Here is a 17,042-nt window from a genome sequence, read left to right on the forward strand (position 1 = left end):
GTGTCCTGCGAGCGAACGGCCCCGCAGCGCCCACGGGGCACGCTCGGATCCCGCGCTCACGGCTCGACGCCGCGGGCGATCCTCCCGCTGTCGGTCCGGCACCGTTCGCGGTCCGCCCGCGCGATCGACCTCAGCGCTCCGGGCTGGAGCCGGCTTCGTCGTCGGACGGCGTGGGGGTCTTCGGAGCGAACAGGAGCGAAGCGCCGGTCGCGGCCGCCATGGAGACCACGATCACGGACAGCGAGAGCCAGATCGGCACCTCGGGGATCTTCTCCAGCACCGAGAAGCCGGGCAGGAACTCCAGCGGCGCCTCGTGGATCGCGTGGATCAGCAGCTTGATGCCGATGAAGCCGAGGATCGCCGCGATGCCGTAGTGCAGGTAGGCCAGACGGTCCATGAGCCCGCCCAGCAGGAAGTACAGCTGCCGCAGGCCCATCAGGGCGAAGAGGTTCGCGGTGAAGACCAGGAACGGGTTGCGGGTGACCGCGAAGATCGCCGGGATCGAGTCCAGGGCGAACATGACGTCGGTCAGACCGATCGTCACGAACACCAGCAGCATCGGGGTGAACAGCTTCTTGCCGTCCACGACCGTGCGCAGCTTGTTCCCGTCGTACTCCTCGGAGACGGGGAACATCTTGCGCACCGCACGCATGATGAACGAGTCGTCGTCCCCGCCGTCCTCCTCGCGGGTCTGCTTCCAGGCCGTCCACAGCAGGAAGAGGCCGAAGATGTAGAAGACCCCGGCGAAGTTCTCGATGATCACCGCGCCGGCCAGGATGAAGATGGCGCGGGCGATCAGCGCGATGATGATCCCCACCATCAGCACTTCCTGCTGGTACTTCCTCGGCACGGCGAACTTCGCCATGATCACGATGAAGACGAACAGGTTGTCGATGCTCAGCGAGTACTCGAGCAGCCAGCCGGTCACGAACTCGGAGGCGGGCGCCATGCCGCCCACGAAGAACAGCACCCCGGCGAAGACGATGGCGAGGCCGACGTAGAAGCCGATCCACCCGGCGCACTCCTTCAGGGAGGGCACGTGGGGGCGTTTGAGGACCATCAGCAGGTCCGCGAGCAGGATCGCGACGAGCACGACGAGTGCCACGATCTCGAATCCGATGTTCAGTTCACCCATGCGAGCTCTTTCCGGGTCGTGGGGGGGGCTGCCGCACGAACAGGTGACAGTTGTGGTGTCAGGCCGCGAGGCTCACGGCCGGGTTCATGATGGTCTCGTATTCGATGGGGGTCAATCGGCCCAGGCGAGCCTGTCGGCGACGGCGGTGATAGGTCCTCTCGATCCAGGTGATGATCGCGATCCGCAACTCCTCTCGAGTCCGCCAGCGCTTGCGGTCCAGGACGTTCTTCTGAAGTAGCGAGAAGAACGATTCCATCGCGGCGTTGTCGCCGGCAGCACCGACTTGGCCCATCGATCCGATGAGGTGATGACGGTTCAGGGCGTGCACGAACTTCCGGGACCTGAACTGGGATCCCCTGTCCGAATGCACGATGCAACCGGCGGTGTCACGACGCCTGGATACTGCGTTGTCCAGGGCGTTCGCCGCGAGACGGGCCTTCATCCGGTCGCTGATCGAGTAGCCCACGATCCGGCCGGAGAACACGTCCTTGATGGCGCAGAGGTAGAGCTTGCCCTCGTCGGTCCAGTGCTCGGTGATGTCGGTGAGCCACAGTTCGTTGGCGTCATCGGCGGAGAAGTCCCGCTTCACAAGGTCGTCATGGACCGGCGGACCGGGGCGCTTTCCGTTCTTGCCGCGCTTCTTCCCGAACACGGACCACCACTGGTTGTCGCGGCAGATCTTCCACGCGGTCCGCTCACACATCACCTCTCCGGCCTCGGCGGCTTCTCCGACGAGGAACCGGTAGCCGAACTCAGGATCGTCGCGGTGGGCGTCCAACAGGGCGTTGGCTCGGTAGGCCTCGACGAGCTCGGCCCTGGTGATCTGCTGCTTCCGCCAGCGGTAGTAGGGCTGGCGGGAGAGCTTCAGGACCCGCAGGGACACCGCGACGGGGATGCCGTCAGCGGCGAGCTCGCTCACGAGCGGGTAGAACCTTTTCCCGGCAGGTTCGCCTGGGACAGGTAGGCGGCTGCGCGGCGCAGGACCTCTTTCTCCTGCTCCAGCAACCGGTTCCGGCGGCGGAGCTCGCGCAGTTCCGTCGAGTCCTCACGAGTCTTGCCGGGACGGTTGCCGTCGTCGATGTCGGCTTGGCGGATCCATTTGTGGAGCGTCATCTCGTGGACGCCGAAGTCCTTCGCGATCTGCGCGAGGGTGACGCCGTCTTCGCGGGACCGGGCCACACGCACGACGTCCTCGCGGAACTCCTGGGGGTAGGGAGCGGGCATGGTGCACATCCTTCCAGGCCGCCTACGGGCAAGCCAGATCAGATGTCACCTATCGACGCGGCAGTCCCGGGCGGTCTCCCGGTCGGGTCGCGGGGCGGGCCGCATCGGGACGTTCCCGGCAAGGGTATCGCCGCCGCGAGCCCCTCGCAGACCGAGCGCTCCGCCGGTGCTCATTCCAGGGGTCCGGCGACCTCCTGCACCGCGGTCAGCAGCGACCCGTCCAGCAGTCGCGCCTCGGCCTCGGCGATGTCCGGGGCGAGGAAGCGATCGGGACCGGGGCCTGCGACGGTGCGGCGCAGCACGTCGATCGCCGCGACGGAGGCGGCCGACGGGACCAGCGGTGCGCGCAGGTCGATCGCCCGGGCGGCGGTGAGCAGCTCGATCGCCAGCACGCGGCGCAGGTTCTCCACGCTCGTGCGCAGCTTCCGCGCGGCGTGCCAGCCCATCGAGACGTGGTCCTCCTGCATCGCGGAGGAGGGGATGGAGTCGACGCTCGCCGGGACCGCCAGCCGCTTCATCTCGGAGACCAGGGCGGCCTGGGTGTACTGGGCGATCATGAAGCCGGAGTCCACACCGGGGTCGTCGGCCAGGAACGGCGGCAGCCCGTGGGAGCGGGACGCATCGAGCATCCGGTCGGTGCGGCGCTCGGCGATCGAGGCGAGGTCCGCGCCGACGACGGCGAGGAAGTCGAGCACATAGGCCACCGGCGCCCCGTGGAAGTTGCCGTTGGAGGTGACCGTGCCGTCCTCGAGCACGACGGGATTGTCGATCGCGGCGGCCAGCTCGCGATCGGCGACGGTGCGGGCGTGCTGGATCGTGTCACGCACGCCGCCGGCGACCTGCGGGGCGCAGCGCAGCGAATAGGCGTCCTGCACCCGGGAGCCCTCGGCGGCGACGGCGGCGATGATCGGCGAGCCCGCGAGCAGGCCATGGATGTTCGCGGCCGACGCCGCCTGGCCGGGATGAGGGCGCAGCGGTGCGTGCAGCTCGGGGACGAACACGCTGTCGCGGCCGCGCAGCCCCTGCACCGTGAGCGCCGTGGTGAGATCGGCGATGCGCACCAGCTCCTCGAGATCGGCGATCGCCATCAGCAGCATGCCCAGCATGCCGTCGGTGCCGTTGATGAGGGCCAGGCCCTCCTTCTCCTCGAGCAGCACCGGGGTGACGCCCGCCTCGGCGAGCAGCTCCGGCACGGGTCGTTCCCGCCCGTCGCGGTCCCGGGCGCGCCCCTCCCCCATCAGCACGATCGCGCAGTGCGAGAGCGGGGCGAGGTCGCCCGAGCAGCCCAGGGACCCGTACTCGTGCACGATCGGGGTGATCTGTGCGTTGAGCAGGGCGAGCATGGTCTCGACCACGACGGGTCGCACCCCGGTGCGGCCCGAGGCGAGGGTGCGGGCGCGCAGCAGCATCAGGGCGCGGACCACCTCGGTCTCGACCTCGGGGCCGGCCCCGGCGGCATGGGAGCGGATCAGCGAGCGCTGCAGGGCATGACGCATGCTCGGCGGGATCGCGGTGTCCGCGAGCGCCCCGAACCCGGTGGAGACGCCGTAGACGGGGGTCTCGCCGGCGGCGAGCGCGTCGACGTGCGCGCGCACCGCAGCGACCTGCTCCCGGGCGGCGGGGTCGAGGTCCACGCGGGCGCCGTGGCGGGAGACGGCGAGGACGTCTGCCGCGGTGAGGCCGCCGGTGGACAGGGTGACGGTGCGGGGCATGAGGGGGCCTTTCGGGAGTCGGGCGCGAACGGGCGGGGTGGGGCCGGGTCGGGCCGGCCTGGTCGGGAGCGGACGGGCTACAGCAGCAGGTGCGCCAGCGGCGCGGTGATCAGGAGCGTCAGCACCACCCGCTCGAACCACAGCACCACCAGGCGGCCCACGGAGACCGGGATCGAGGTGGCCAGGATCGAGGGCACCAGGGCGGAGAAGAAGACGATCTGGGAGACGGCCGTGACGCCGACGGTGAAGCGCAGCACCTCGGACTCGTGCCCCGCGACCACGGTGGCCGGCAGGAACATCTCCGCGATCCCCACCGAGACCGCCTTGCCGGCCAGGGCCGGGTCCGGCAGCTGCACGAGATACGCGACGGGCACGAACAGCCACCCCATCAGGTCGAACACCGGCGTACAGGTGGCCAGCAGCAGACCCGCCAGACCGATGGACAGGATCGAGGGGACGATCGCCGAGGCCATCAGCACACCGTCCCGGAAGGTCGACCAGGTGCCGCGCGCGAGGCCCGGAGCCGTCGCGAGCGCACGCATGGCTTCCTGCCAGGCGTGGGCGAGCCGGTTGCCGCGGGCGGTCGGCTCCGGAGTGTGCCGGACGCCCTCGAAGGGTTCGTCGGGCACACCGCGCAGCGGCGGGATCCGCACCGTGATCGCCGTGACCAGGAAGGTCACCACCAGGGTGAGGAAGAAGTAGAGCGTCCAGCGGTCCATCAGGTCCAGGGTGCCGGCGACGATCACCATGAACGTCGCCGAGACCGTCGAGAAGCCGGTGGCGATGATCGCGGCTTCCCGGGACGTGTAACGACCCTCGCGGTAGACCTTGTCGGTGATCAGCAGGGCCAGGGAGTAGGAGCCGACGAAGGAGGCCACGGCGTCGACGGCGGCTCGCCCCGGGACCTTCCACACCGGGCGCATGATGGGCTGGACCAGCACGCCGACGTACTCCATCAGCCCGTAGTTGATCAGCAGGGCGAGGAAGACGGCGCCGACGGGGACGATGAGACCGACGGGGATGGCGAGCTGCTCCCACAGGAACGGCCCGATGTCCGGGTTCGCCAGCGGTCCCGGGTAGTAGCCCAGCGCCGCGCAGACTGCGACGACGAGTCCGACCACGTTGGCGAGGGAGAAGATCGTGCGCAGCGTGCCGTGACGCCAGGAGCCGGTCACGAACGGGCGGACCGTTCCCACGAGTACCAGGGCCACCACGACCCAGGGCACGGCCGGGCCGAGCACCCACTGCACGAGGGTCAGCGCGTGGTCGACGAGGATCGTGGAGGTCCCGCCGATCTCGACGGTCACGAAGAACATCGCCAGGCCGATCGCGCTGTAGAGGAGGAAGCGCCAGCGGTGCGGCGGGGCGGGACGGTCCTGCGGCCCGGTGGCCGCGATCCGGGCTGCGGACCCGGAGCGGCCCGGGTCGCCGCGGGCGTCATCGTGCAGGGCATCGGGCGTCGTCATCGACGTCCTCCTCGCATCAGGCCGGCCGGACACCGGCGCGCCACACCCCGTGGGTGAGCGGCATGCCGGGCCGGTAGGCGAGGTGGATGGCGGCAGGGGCGTCGAGCACGTGCAGGTCGGCGCGGGCCCCCACAGCGAGATGGCCGACGTCCTCGCGCCGCAGGGAGAGCGCTCCGCCCCGGGTGGCGGCGCGCACGGCCTCGGCGAGCGAGAGGTGCATCTGCAGCACGGCGGTGGCCACGCAGAAGCTCATGGCGCTGGTGTAGCTGGTCCCGGGGTTGCAGTTCGAGGCGATCGCGAGGTCCGCACCGGCATCGAGCAGCCGACGGGCGGGGGCGAGCGGCGCCCGGGTGGAGAGGTCGCAGGCCGGCAGCACGGTGGCGACGGTGGTGCCCCGCGCCCCGGCGAGGGCGTCGACGTCGGCGGACTCGAGATGGTTGACGTGGTCGACGCTGGCGGCGCCGAGCTCCACGGCGAGGCCGACTCCGCCGGAGCGGCCCAGCTGGTTACCGTGCACGCGCAGTCCCAGGCCGGCCGCGGCACCGGCGCGCAGCACTCGCGCAGACTGCTCGGGGTCGAAGGCGCCCTCCTCACAGAACACGTCGATCCAGCGCACGTACGGCGCGACGGCGGCGAGCATGTCCCCGCTGACCAGATCGACGTAGTCGTCGGCCCCGGGCCGGCCCTCCCGGCCGTCGAACTCGCCCGGCACCAGGTGGGCGCCCAGGAAGGTGGCCTCGTCCAGTTCCCCGGCCGCGACCAGCGAGGAGGCGAGGCGGGCGGCCCGCAGCTCCTGCTCGAGGGTGAGGCCGTAGCCGGTCTTGGTCTCCAGGCACGTGGTGCCACCGGCCACTGCCTCGCGGAGCCGGGAGCGGACCAGACCCTCCAGGCGCCCGTCGGAGGCGGAGCGGGTGGCCCGCGTGGTCACCCCGATGCCACCGGCGGCGTAGGACTGACCGGCCATCCGGGCCTCGAACTCACCGGCACGGTCACCGTCGAAGATCAGGTGGCTGTGGGAGTCGACCCAGCCGGGCAGCACGGCGCGCCCCTCGACGTCCACGGCGTCATCGGCCGTCGGGGCCCGCGCGGCCGGACCGGTCCAGGCGATCACGCCGTCCTCGATCACGAGGGCCGCCTCGCGGCGCACCTGCTCGTCGGTGACGGCACCGGGGCGCGCGGGGTCATCGAACGCCGGGTCGAGGGTCCACAGCTCGGAGATGCCGGTGATCAGGGTGCTCGTCATGGGCGTGCCTCCTGGGCAGAAGGGGATGGGGGCGGGGACGGGAGCCGGGGTCAGTCCCGCCGGGACGGCGTCATCGGGACCCGCACCCCGCGCTCGTGGGCGACGGCGTCGGCCCGTGAATAGCCGGCGTCGACGTGGCGGATCACGCCCAGGGCCGGGTCGTTGGTCAGCAGTCGCTCGAGCTTGCGACGCGCCAGTTCGGTGCCGTCGGCCAGACCGACCTGGCCGGCGTGGATCGAACGGCCGATGCCGACGCCGCCGCCGTGGTGGATCGACACCCAGGTGGCACCGGAAGAGGTGGAGGTCAGGGCGTTGAGCAGGGGCCAGTCGGCGATCGCGTCGGAGCCGTCGAGCATGGCCTCGGTCTCGCGGTACGGGGAGGCGACCGAGCCGGAGTCGAGATGGTCACGGCCGATGACGATCGGGGCCTTCACCTTCCCGTCGCGCACGAGGTCGTTGAAGAGCATCCCGGCGCGGTGGCGCTCCCCGTAGCCGAGCCAGCAGATGCGGGCGGGCAGGCCCTCGAACTCGACGTACTCGTCGGCCGCGTCCAGCCAGCGGTGGAGGTGCTCGTTCTCGGGGAACAGCTCCTTCAGGGCCGCGTCGGTGACGGCGATGTCCTCGGGGTCTCCGGAGAGCGCGACCCAGCGGAACGGGCCGAGGCCCTCGCAGAACAGGGGGCGGATGTAGGCGGGCACGAAGCCGGGGAAGGCGAAGGCGCGCTCGTAGCCGGCGTGCCGCGCCTCGTCGCGGATCGAGTTGCCGTAGTCGAACACCTCGGCGCCCGCGTCCTGGAACTCGACCATGGCCTGGACCTGGCGGGCCATCGACTCGCGGGCCTTCTTGGTGAAGCCCTCCGGATCGGCCTCGGCCTCGCGCTGCCACTGCTCGATGCCCACCTCGAGGGGGAGGTAGGACAGCGGATCGTGAGCGCTGGTCTGATCGGTGACGACGTCGACGCGGAGGTCCCCGGCGCGGTGGCGCGCCAGCAGGGCGGGGAACACCTCGGCGGCGTTGCCGACGATCCCGATCGAGAGCGCGCGCCGCTCCGCCGCGGCGGCGTTGGCGCGCGCGATGGCGTCCTCGAGGTCCTCGGCGATCTCGTGGCAGTAGCGCTTGGCGACCCGGCGCTCGAGCCGGGCGCGATCCACGTCGGCGATCAGGCACACGCCGCCGTTGAGGGTGACGGCGAGAGGCTGCGCGCCGCCCATGCCGCCGCAGCCGCCGGTGAGGGTGATGGTGCCCGCGAGCGTGCCGCCGAAGCGCTTCGCGGCGACGGCCGCGAAGGTCTCGTAGGTGCCCTGGAGGATCCCCTGGGTGGCGATGTAGATCCAGGATCCGGCGGTCATCTGGCCGTACATCATCAGGCCCTCGGCCTCGAGCTTGCGGAACTCGGGCCAGGTGGCCCAGTCGCCCACGAGGTTGGAGTTGGCCAGGAGCACCCGCGGGGCCCATTCGTGGGTGCGCAGCACGCCGACGGGTTTGCCGGACTGGACCAGCAGCGTCTCGTCGTCCTCGAGGTCCGCCAGGGTGTCGACGATCGCGTCGAAGGCCTCCCAGGAGCGGGCCGCCCGACCGGTGCCCCCGTAGACGACGAGGTCGTCGGGGCGCTCGGCGACCTCGGGATCGAGGTTGTTCATGAGCATGCGCAGCGGGGCCTCGGTCTGCCAGGACTTCGCGCTGAGAGCGGTTCCGCGCGGGGCGCGGACGGGACGGGCTCCGGGAAGGGTCATCATCGGCTCCTGGATCGAGGGCTGTCGCGGTGTTCCGGACAGGACAGCACCCCGCGCTCCGTCGGGTCGAGGGGGCGCGACCCGATGGTGTCCGGTATCCCGGATAGCCTTGTCCGGGTACGGCCTCCCGATCACCGCGGCCGTGGTGGGGCGCTCGGTCACCGCGGCCGTGGTGGGGCGCTCGGTCACCGCGGCCGTGGTGGGGCGCTCGGTCACCGCGGCTGGGGTGGGGTGCCCGGTCACCGGCTGGGGCGGGGTGCTCGGTCACCGCGGCTGGGGCGCACCATCCGGCACCGCAGCCGCCGTGCGGTCAGGTGACGACGGAGGGCGCGTCGATCTCGCTGTCCTGCGCTGCCCGCTCCTTGGTCACCAGCTCCCAGGTGCGCAGGAGGCGCGGGACAGCGAGGATCACCAGGCCGCCGACCATGTTCAGGGGGATCACCCAGCAGAACCAGATCAACCAGTCGAGGTAGGGGATGTCGGCCCCCGCGTGCATCGCTCCGAAGATCACGGCGGAGCTCAGCGCGCCGTGGAGCATGCCGAGCCCGACCACCAGGAGCCCGGAGATCAGGGAATTGGCGAGCGTCGCGATGCCCTCGCTCGAGCCCTGGTTCATTCGGGTGATGAGCGTGATCGTGAAGCCCGCGAGCACGGCGAGGGCGGCGGTCTCGAGGGTCAGTCCCTTCTCCATGTAGCCCATGGCCGACTCGACGAGGACGCCCTCGTAGGCCGGGAAGGCCGCGACCACGATCCAGGCGAAGGCCCAGCCGCCGACGAGGTTCGTCACCAGCGTCGTCGCCCACAGCCGCATCAGCTGGCCCCAGGTGCCGTGCCGGGAGACGACGGCGTTGATCGGCAGCAGGAAGTCCTCGGTGAACAGCTCCGAGTGCGCCAACCGCATCGCGTACAGGCCGATGCCGAACGCCAGCCCGCCCAGCAGCTCGGAGCCGGTCGCGTGGAGGACCGCGAGCATCGCCATCAGCCCGAGCCCGACGTCGATCCCGCCGAACAGTCCGGTGATCACGAGGGCTCGCCAGGTGCGGTTCAGCCGGTTCGCGCCCTCGGCGACGGTGGTGCGGAACTCCTCGACCAGCACGTCCTCGACCGGTTCGTCGCTGGCACCGAGCCTTCGGCGTTCGTCGACCTCGTCACGCTTCGCACGCTGGGCCATGGCGGCACCTTCTCTCGCGGAGTCCTGGGGCGGCGCACGCTACCAGCAGCGGGTGGACCCTCAGGGTGCGGGCGGGCGGCGGCCGTGCAGGCGCCGCGACAGCTCGCTCGCGGCCTCGGTCACCGCGGCCACGAGAGGGTTCCGCTCGGCGTCGCCGACGCGGCTCTCGAGGTAGGTCAGGGCGACTGCGGCCGCCGGCCAGTCCGCATGGTCGTGGACCACGGCGGCGACCGACCCGAAGTCGTCGGTCACCTCCCCGGACTCCCGCGCGAAACCGTCCCTCCGCACGGCAGTCAGCAGGTCACGCAGCTGCGCGGGCGTGGCGGGGCCCGGAGCATCGGTGCGGGCAGTGAAGTCGGCGGTGCTGCCAAACAGGGCCCGGAGCTGAGCGGGCGGCAGCTCGGCGAGGATCGCGCGGCCGCTCGCGGTCAGGTGCGCGGACAGCCGCACGCCCACGTCGGTGACCAGGCTCGGCCGATTCCGCGCGCGCTCCTCGATCACGTAGAGCACGTCACGCCCGTGGAGCACCGCGAGATGACCGGACTCCCCGACGTCGTCGACCATCGTCTCGATCACGCGCCGACCGACCCGCGCGAGCGGCTCCTGGCGCAGGTAGGCGCCGGAGAGCTCGTGCGCCGCCGGGCCGAGGCCGTACAGCCGCTCCTCCCCCAGGTGCATGACGTATCCGTGCTCGACGAGGTTCGCGAGCAGGTCGTAGGTGCGCGAGCGCGGCAGGTCCAGCTCCTCGGCGAGCCGCGCCGCCGCGATCGGGGAGCGGCGCGAGGCGAGGACGGTCAGCACACGCAGCGTCGCGTCGGCGGCCGGGACTTTCGGGGGTGCCATGATGTGCCTCAGCATGCCACCGACCACGAGGTGAGGAGCCCCGATGACGAACTCCCCCGGCGACGTCGCCGCTCTCTGGAGCGGGCGGCACGACGGCGACGGCCCCGAGCACGCCCGCTGGCACCAGGCGGTGCAAGTGCTGAGGGCGGACGGGAACGCTCCTCGCGGGACGACGGCAGGCCCGGCCTTCGCCGGGGCGTCGGCCGAGGATCCGCACGTCGCGCTGCTGGGCTTCCGCTCGGAGGAGGGCGTGCGCCGCAACCGCGGGCGCGTGGGGGCGGCCGGAGGGCCGGCCGCGCTGCGTCGGGCGCTGTCCCCGCTCGCGCTGCACGGCCCGCTCGCCCGCCGCGAGATGGGGCTGCATGATCTGGGGGACGCCGAGACCGTCGGCGGAGACCTCGAGGGCGGGCAGGCCCGCGCGGCGGCGCTGACCACGGCCGCGCTCGATCGGCCGGGCGCGCGCTTGAGCATCGTGCTCGGCGGCGGGCACGAGACGGCCTGGTCCTCGTACCGGGGCCTGATGGGCTCCGGTCTCGGGCCGAGGGCGGGGCAGCGCTGGGGCGTACTGAACCTCGACGCGCATTTCGACCTGCGCGAGGAGCCGCACCCGACCTCGGGCACACCCTTCGCGCAGATGGCGGCGGCCGAGCGACGGTCCGGCCGAGACCTGCGCTACGCGGTGCTGGGGATCGCCGAGCCCTCCAACACCGGCGTGCTGTTCGACCGCGCCCGGTCGCTCGGCGTGCGGTGGTGGACCGATCAGCAGTGTCTGGAGGCCGGGGCTGCCGGGATCCAGGAGTTCGTCGAGGAGTTCACCGCTGGCCTGGACATCCTCTACCTGACGATCGATCTGGACGTGTTGCCGGCGGCCACCGCGCCGGGGGTCTCGGCTCCCGCGGCCTACGGGGTGCCGCTACCGCTGATCGCCGCGGCAGTGCAGGCCGCAGCGGGAAGCGGGAAGCTCACGCTGCTCGACGTCGTGGAGCTGAACCCCTCGCTCGACCTCGACGGACGCACCGCCCGCACCGCCGCCCGCCTCATCGACGATGCCGTGCGCGGGGTCGTCGCCGGTGCCTGATCTCCTCGCGGCGTGACCACGCTGTGGTCCGCTGCCGCCGGACACTCAGGCTGCCCACACCCGAGAACCGGCGCTATGGCATGCGCACCGGCAGCCCACCGCCGAGAACTGGCGCCATAGCATGCGCACTGGCAGCCCACACCCGAGAACCGGCGCCATGGCATGCGCACCGGCACTCCACACCCGAAAACTGGCGCTACAGCATGCGCACTGGCAGCCCACCGTCGAGAACTGGCGCTATGGCATGCGCACTGGCTATTTCGCCAGAACGAATGCTATAGCGCCAGTACCCGACCATCTCCCCTTCGGCAGCGAGCAGCTGGCCGTCATCGCAGGCGCTCGAACGTGCCTCTCTCCGGGTCAAGGTCGGCGCCGGGCTCGGCGTTTGGCTCGGGCCAGTTGCCTGGCTCCTCCTCGTGCTCGGTGTCGGGCTCGGCGTCGTGCTCGGGCCAGGTGTCGGGCTTGTCCCCGGGCCCGGTGTCGGGATCGTGCTCGGTGTCGTGCTTCGGCTCGGTGTCCTGCTCGGTGTCGTGCCCGGACTCGCTCGGCTGCCAGCGGGAGTCGACCAGCTGGAACAGACGGCAGTCGACCCAGTCTCCGCCGAGCCGCAGGTAGGACGGCGCGAGCCCGTACTCGAGGAACCCGCACCGCTCGAGCAGATGCGCGGAGGCCTCGTTGCCGACCTGCACCTCGGCCTGCAGGCGGTGCAGGCGGAGGGCGCCGAAGGCCACCGCGATCGCGGTGCGGACGGCGTGGGTGGCGATGCCGCGGCCGGTGACGGCGTGGTCCACCCAGTAGCCCAGCGAGGCGGACTCGAAAGCGCCGCGGGTGATGCCTGCGAGGGTGAGCCGGCCGACGAGGCGGGGAGGGCGCTCCTCCTCGAGATAGATCCCCAGCGGCAGGCTGCGCCCGGCCTCACGGTCGGCCAGGGCGTGGGCGATGGCGGTGCGCTGCCCGGCCGCGGTGAACCAGGCCTCCTCCCGGACGGGGGCGCCCATCAGGAGCTGCTCCCGGTTGCGAGTCTCGAGGTCGGCGAGGGTGGGGGCGTCGGCGGTGGTGAGCAGTCTCAGGGTGACCTGCTCGCGACGGACGGGGTGGAACGAGGCGGGGCCGGGCATGCGCCTCAGTATCCGGTACGCCCGTCGATCGTCTCCCGCAGCAGGTCCAGGTGGCCGAGGTGGCGGGCGTACTCCTCGATCAGGTGGGTGAGGATCCACCGCAGGGTCACGGGACGGCCATGGCGCTGACCTCGGACCGGACCGTCGAGGTCGATCCAGCTCGCCTGGGCGGCGCGGGTGGTCACGAGCTCCTCGCGGTAGCGCTCCACATCGGCGAGCGCGGTCGCAGGGTCGATGTCGTCGAAGTCCGCATCCGGCCTGTCGGGGGTGCTGTGAGGCAGCGTCAGCTGCTCGTCCAGGAGCACTCGGCGCAGCCAGGACGCCTCGACGTCGGTGAGGTGGCGGACGAGGCCGATCGGGCTCAGCGTCGACGGCGGGACGGAGCGGAGGCACAGCTGCTCGGCGTCGAGTCCCGCGATCTTGGTCAGCAGGGTCTGGCGGTAGAAGTCGACCCAGTGATCGAGGGTCTCCCGCTCCGCAGCGGCCATCGGTCCGAAGCGGCGGGTGTCGTCAGCAGTCATGGAGGAACCGTCGCACGTGTGCGGTGCGAGGACCAACGAATACTTCGGCCCCGGGAGACCGCAGCACCGCCGCGTAGGATCGATGCACCCGCGCCCCAGGAGTCGACATGGTCCCCGTTCGTCCCGGCCACCCCACGGCTCTGCTGGACCCGGCCTCCTCCGCGATGGGCCGACGACTGGTCGAGGCCTGGCGCAGCGGCACCCTCGTCCTGCCCCTGCGCGAGGACGTCTCCCCCGTGCGTCTTCCCGGGCTGCACCGGTCGGTGCTGCCGTCCTCGCTCTCCGGCCCGGCCCGCGCGGTCCTGGCCGGCGTCGGCGAGCGCTTCGCCGCCTGGCGCGTGATCCCGCACGAGAACGCCGCGGTCATCGTGCGGATCCCCCACATCGCACCCTCCGAGCTGCAGCAGGACCTCGTCCACGAGATCGCGGCGCTGGCGATGGTCCCCCGCGAGGTGGGCCCCACCCCGATCGCCGTGCACGACGACCCCGCCAGCAGCCCTCTCGGCCATCCGTACGTGGTCACGACCGACGTGACCGGCACCGCGGCTGCGCCCGAGAGCTGGACCGCCCGTCACCTGGAGACCCATGCCGCACGGCTCGCGCAGCTGCACTCCGTGCCCGCTCCGGGGCGAGGACCGGTCACGCTCGGGGAGGACCCCTGGGCCGCGGTCCCGCCCGGACCGCCCTCGCTGCTGCGAGAGGTCGAGCAGGAGGCCGCTTCCTGGGGTGAGCTGCACGGAGGCGTGATCGCCGAGCACGGGCTCGAACCGTTCGTGGAGGCCGCGCTGGAGCGGGTCGCGGGGGTCGAGGAGGAGATCGCGGATCTGGACGGCTTCGTCCTCGCCCATGGCGACCTGTGCGCCACGAACATCCTGTGGCACCACGCGGGCGCGGACTCCGCGGACCCCGTCGTGCGCTACATCGACTTCGAGTGGGCGCAGGGCGATGACCCCGCGCGCGACCTGGCGATCATCGGCGGCTCCGTGCACGGCGGCCCCTGGTACGTGCCGCTGGACGAGCAGCAGGTCGACGCCTTCGTCCGCGCCTACGTGCGTGCCCGCGGCGAGCTGGGCGAAGTGCCCGTCTCGGCCGCCGACGTCGGCGCCCTGCGCGGGCGGATGCGGGTGTGGACCGCCTACGAACGCACCGCGATGCTCGTGCACGTCGCCTCACGCGCCGCGACCCGGGCCGCGCACCGTCGGGTGCTGCCGGTGCTGCACGACTCCCTGGCGCGGGAGCTCGAGCTCCCCGTCTGACCTCCGCCCGCGGGCGGTCGGGTGCGCTGCGGGCAGCATTGTGAGAGAGGTCCCGGGGCGACGGACGCCACCGCTGTCGGGCGCACCCGAGGACTATGCTCGTGCGGTCCCTCGTGCGCCGGAGCCCTGCCGGTCGATGCTCCCCCTTGCGCGCCGCCGGCCCGTGGCTGCGGACGCCCCTCCGCCCTGAGAAGAGCACCACCATGTCCGACCTCGGCACGGCCGAAAGCACCCAGTACGCGCAGCAGCAGAACGCGGTGCTCCACAAGACGCTGGGCCGCTTCGACATCATCTTCATCGTCGTCTCCGCCGTGGTGGGGCTCGAGATGCTCGGTTCGGTGTCCTCGCAGGGCCCGGAGACCTTCACCTGGCTGGTCTTCCTGATCATCGTGTTCCTCATCCCCTACGCGCTGATCTTCGCCGAGACCGGCTCGGCCTTCGTGGGCGAGGGCGGGGTGTACCTGTGGGTGCGCACGGCGTTCGGGCGCCCCGCCGCAGCGGTGGCCTCGGCGTTCACCTGGATCACGCAGCCCGTGTGGGTGGGCGGCTCGATGGCCTTCCTCAATGCCGAGGCCGCCCGGGAGCATCTGGTGCCCTTCACGGAAGGGTCCGCGGCGGACTACGCCTTCAAGATCCTGTTCATCTGGCTGACCGTGCTCGCGGCCGTGCTGTCCCTGCGCCGGGCGAAGTGGATCCCGACGATGGGTGCACTGTGCAAGATCGTCTTCCTCGCGCTGTTCGTGGTCACGGCGATCGCCTACGCGGTCCAGCACGGCGTGCAGGACCTGCCGATCGGCTCCTTCACCCCCACCACCGCCGGGTTCATCACCCTGATCCCCCTGCTGCTGTTCGCCTTCCTCGGCTTCGAGTCCGGCTCCAGCGCCTCCGGCGAGATGAATAACGCGACCAAGGACGTCGCCTTCTCGGTGCTGCGCTCCTCGGCGATGGCGGGCGTGCTCTACCTGATCCCCGTGTTCACGATCCTGCTGGTCATCCCCCATTCCGATATCGACGGCGTCTCCGGGCTGATCACCGCGGTCGCCACCGTGTTCTCGGTCTACGGCTCGGCGGCGCCGGCGATGCTGATCGCGGCGGTGGTGCTGTTCCTGCTGGCCAACATCGGCCAGGGAGCGGCGTGGATGATCATGTCCGACCGCATGCAGGCGATCGCCGCGGCCGACGGATCCTTCTTCGGCGGCTTCTTCGGGAAGTTCCACCGCACCTTGGGCACCCCGATCCGGGTGAACCTGCTCTCCGGGCTCATCTCGAGCGCGTTCATGATCGCCGCGATGCAGCTGACCGGCTCCAGCGCCGCCCTGTTCGACGTGGTGCTCTCCGTCGCGATCACGACGTACCTGTTCAGCTATCTGATCGTGATCCCGGCGGCGGTGCGGCTGCGCCTGCGCCACCCCGAGGTGCCGCGTCCCTTCCGCGTGCCCGGCGGCAACGGGGTGTTCGTCGCCCTCGGCGTGGTCACCACCGCTTTCGTGGCTCTCGGTTCCTGGGTGTCGATCGTGCCCGGCACCCTCGAGTCCCTGCTGGGCCTGCCGTACGACTTCTCCACCGCGATGGGCGTCCCCTACGCCGCCTTCGAGGCACTCACCCTGGGCACGCTCGCCTTCATCATCGCCATCGCCCTGATCGGCTACGTCGCCGGGCGGCGTCTGCGGGTGTGACCCACCAGCCTTGTCTCCGGGTGGCGCCCACCCCTGGACGTCTGCGTACTGTGGGCCCATGAATGACTTCGTGAAGACCGGTCCGAGCGCGCCCCAGGGATACTTCGCCGCCGAGGCCGCGGGCCTGACCTGGCTGGACGAGCCGCAGGCGGTGCCGGTTGTGACAGTGCGCGAGGCGGGCGCGGACGAGCTGCGCCTCGAGCGCCTGGAGACCGTCGCACCGTCGGCCGACGCGGCCCGGGAGTTCGGCGGGCGCCTCGCGCGCCTGCACGACGCCGGTGCGCCGGGCTTCGGCTGGGCGCCCGGGGACAAGGCCTGGTTCGGGCCGCTCGAGAAGCCCTTCGAGGTCACGACCGACGTGCGCGAGGACTTCCCCGACTTCTGGGCCGACGACCGCCTGCGCCCGCTGGCCGATCGCGTCACCCGCACCCTCGGCGCCGACGGCCACGACACGGTCGACGAGGCGATCGACGTGATCGCCGACGGCGCCTTCGACGGGATCAGCGGGCAGGGCACCGAGGAGCCCTCGCGCGTCCATGGCGACCTGTGGTCCGGGAACCTCCTGTGGACCGCCGACGGCGGCGTCCTCATCGACCCGGCCGCGCACGGCGGTCATCGCCTCGAGGACCTGGCGATGCTGTCGCTGTTCGGCGCCCCGTTCCTCGACGAGATCTTCGAGGGCTACGAGGCCGAGCACCCGATGCCGGGCGACTGGCAGCAGGACCTTCCGGCCCACCTGTTCTTCGGCCTGCTCGCGCATGTGCAGCTGTTCGGCGAGGCCTATGTCGACCAGACGATCGCCACGGCCGAGGCGATCATCGCCCGCGCCGACCAGCTGGGGTTCTGAGCGGCGCCGTCCACGGTCC

Annotated in this window: 14 protein-coding genes; 4 read left to right on the forward strand and 10 right to left on the reverse strand. The window is 71.6% G+C overall.

Going from position 1 to position 17,042, the window contains the following annotated elements:
* Nucleotides 1-130: 130 nt before the first annotated feature.
* The 8 genes from JOF43_RS02680 to JOF43_RS02715 form a co-directional block, all read right to left on the reverse strand.
* On the reverse strand, nt 131-1,135 hold the full coding sequence (locus JOF43_RS02680; RefSeq protein WP_209898722.1) for a TerC/Alx family metal homeostasis membrane protein: 1,005 nt from the start codon (nt 1,133-1,135) through the stop codon (nt 131-133).
* 58 nt (nt 1,136-1,193) lie between these two features.
* Nucleotides 1,194-2,359 (reverse strand): IS3 family transposase gene (locus JOF43_RS02685; protein ID WP_245353993.1). Its coding sequence is split into 2 segments (ribosomal slippage): nt 1,194-2,072 and nt 2,075-2,359, totalling 1,164 coding nucleotides; the frame shifts between segments, so codons are not numbered across the junction.
* A 170-nt stretch (nt 2,360-2,529) separates the two neighbouring features.
* The gene (gene hutH / locus JOF43_RS02690; RefSeq protein ID WP_209898725.1) at nt 2,530-4,071 is read right to left on the reverse strand and encodes a histidine ammonia-lyase; all 1,542 of its coding nucleotides are present in this window, start codon (nt 4,069-4,071) and stop codon (nt 2,530-2,532) included.
* Between the two features lie 77 nt (nt 4,072-4,148).
* The gene (locus tag JOF43_RS02695) at nt 4,149-5,537 is read right to left on the reverse strand and encodes a YjiH family protein (protein ID WP_209898728.1); all 1,389 of its coding nucleotides are present in this window, start codon (nt 5,535-5,537) and stop codon (nt 4,149-4,151) included.
* A 16-nt stretch (nt 5,538-5,553) separates the two neighbouring features.
* Complete coding sequence (gene hutI / locus JOF43_RS02700; RefSeq protein ID WP_209898730.1) at nt 5,554-6,780, reverse strand: imidazolonepropionase; 1,227 nt, start codon at nt 6,778-6,780, stop codon at nt 5,554-5,556.
* Nucleotides 6,781-6,830: 50 nt separating this feature from the next.
* A complete protein-coding gene (gene hutU / locus JOF43_RS02705) occupies nt 6,831-8,513 on the reverse strand; it encodes a urocanate hydratase (protein WP_209898733.1) in 1,683 nt (560 codons plus the stop codon).
* 310 nt (nt 8,514-8,823) lie between these two features.
* Nucleotides 8,824-9,684, reverse strand: a complete 861-nt coding sequence (locus JOF43_RS02710; RefSeq protein ID WP_209898735.1) for a formate/nitrite transporter family protein — start codon at nt 9,682-9,684, stop codon at nt 8,824-8,826.
* Between the two features lie 60 nt (nt 9,685-9,744).
* Nucleotides 9,745-10,542 carry an IclR family transcriptional regulator gene (locus JOF43_RS02715; protein WP_245353994.1) on the reverse strand — a complete coding sequence of 266 codons (798 nt, stop codon included), beginning with the start codon at nt 10,540-10,542 and terminating at the stop codon, nt 9,745-9,747.
* Between the two features lie 28 nt (nt 10,543-10,570).
* Here JOF43_RS02715 and hutG point away from each other — a divergent pair, with 28 nt between their 5' ends.
* Nucleotides 10,571-11,605 (forward strand): formimidoylglutamase, encoded by a 1,035-nt coding sequence (gene hutG, locus JOF43_RS02720; RefSeq protein WP_209898738.1) that lies wholly within the window; start codon nt 10,571-10,573, stop codon nt 11,603-11,605.
* 326 nt (nt 11,606-11,931) lie between these two features.
* Here hutG and JOF43_RS02725 read toward each other — a convergent pair whose 3' ends face one another.
* Together JOF43_RS02725 and JOF43_RS02730 are read right to left on the reverse strand one after the other, a co-directional pair.
* The gene (locus tag JOF43_RS02725; protein WP_209898740.1) at nt 11,932-12,723 is read right to left on the reverse strand and encodes a GNAT family N-acetyltransferase; all 792 of its coding nucleotides are present in this window, start codon (nt 12,721-12,723) and stop codon (nt 11,932-11,934) included.
* 5 nt (nt 12,724-12,728) lie between these two features.
* Complete coding sequence (locus JOF43_RS02730) at nt 12,729-13,244, reverse strand: DinB family protein (protein WP_209898743.1); 516 nt, start codon at nt 13,242-13,244, stop codon at nt 12,729-12,731.
* Between the two features lie 107 nt (nt 13,245-13,351).
* Here JOF43_RS02730 and JOF43_RS02735 point away from each other — a divergent pair, with 107 nt between their 5' ends.
* The 3 genes from JOF43_RS02735 to JOF43_RS02745 all read left to right on the forward strand — a co-directional run bounded on the left by JOF43_RS02735 (nt 13,352) and on the right by JOF43_RS02745 (nt 17,023).
* The gene (locus JOF43_RS02735) at nt 13,352-14,500 is read left to right on the forward strand and encodes an aminoglycoside phosphotransferase family protein (protein ID WP_209898746.1); all 1,149 of its coding nucleotides are present in this window, start codon (nt 13,352-13,354) and stop codon (nt 14,498-14,500) included.
* 203 nt (nt 14,501-14,703) lie between these two features.
* Nucleotides 14,704-16,176 carry an APC family permease gene (locus JOF43_RS02740; RefSeq protein ID WP_209898749.1) on the forward strand — a complete coding sequence of 491 codons (1,473 nt, stop codon included), beginning with the start codon at nt 14,704-14,706 and terminating at the stop codon, nt 16,174-16,176.
* 58 nt (nt 16,177-16,234) lie between these two features.
* Entirely contained in the window at nt 16,235-17,023 is a 789-nt protein-coding gene (locus tag JOF43_RS02745; RefSeq protein WP_209898750.1) for a fructosamine kinase family protein, read from the forward strand.
* Nucleotides 17,024-17,042: the final 19 nt, after the last annotated feature.

Source organism: Brachybacterium sacelli, assembly GCF_017876545.1.
In the GTDB taxonomy this organism is placed as follows: domain Bacteria; phylum Actinomycetota; class Actinomycetes; order Actinomycetales; family Dermabacteraceae; genus Brachybacterium; species Brachybacterium sacelli.

What these genes read in the sequence shown, in the direction of transcription:
- hutG (WP_209898738.1), top strand. Translation starts at nt 10,571, where the DNA reads ATGACGAACTCCCCCGGCGACGTCGCCGCTCTCTGGAGCGGGCGGCAC.
- JOF43_RS02725 (WP_209898740.1), bottom strand. Translation starts at nt 12,723, where the DNA reads ATGCCCGGCCCCGCCTCGTTCCACCCCGTCCGTCGCGAGCAGGTCACC.
- JOF43_RS02715 (WP_245353994.1), bottom strand. Translation starts at nt 10,542, where the DNA reads ATGCTGAGGCACATCATGGCACCCCCGAAAGTCCCGGCCGCCGACGCG.
- JOF43_RS02695 (WP_209898728.1), bottom strand. Translation starts at nt 5,537, where the DNA reads ATGACGACGCCCGATGCCCTGCACGATGACGCCCGCGGCGACCCGGGC.
- JOF43_RS02745 (WP_209898750.1), top strand. Translation starts at nt 16,235, where the DNA reads ATGAATGACTTCGTGAAGACCGGTCCGAGCGCGCCCCAGGGATACTTC.
- hutH (WP_209898725.1), bottom strand. Translation starts at nt 4,071, where the DNA reads ATGCCCCGCACCGTCACCCTGTCCACCGGCGGCCTCACCGCGGCAGAC.
- hutU (WP_209898733.1), bottom strand. Translation starts at nt 8,513, where the DNA reads ATGACCCTTCCCGGAGCCCGTCCCGTCCGCGCCCCGCGCGGAACCGCT.
- JOF43_RS02710 (WP_209898735.1), bottom strand. Translation starts at nt 9,684, where the DNA reads ATGGCCCAGCGTGCGAAGCGTGACGAGGTCGACGAACGCCGAAGGCTC.
- hutI (WP_209898730.1), bottom strand. Translation starts at nt 6,780, where the DNA reads ATGACGAGCACCCTGATCACCGGCATCTCCGAGCTGTGGACCCTCGAC.
- JOF43_RS02735 (WP_209898746.1), top strand. Translation starts at nt 13,352, where the DNA reads ATGGTCCCCGTTCGTCCCGGCCACCCCACGGCTCTGCTGGACCCGGCC.
- JOF43_RS02730 (WP_209898743.1), bottom strand. Translation starts at nt 13,244, where the DNA reads ATGACTGCTGACGACACCCGCCGCTTCGGACCGATGGCCGCTGCGGAG.
- JOF43_RS02740 (WP_209898749.1), top strand. Translation starts at nt 14,704, where the DNA reads ATGTCCGACCTCGGCACGGCCGAAAGCACCCAGTACGCGCAGCAGCAG.
- JOF43_RS02680 (WP_209898722.1), bottom strand. Translation starts at nt 1,135, where the DNA reads ATGGGTGAACTGAACATCGGATTCGAGATCGTGGCACTCGTCGTGCTC.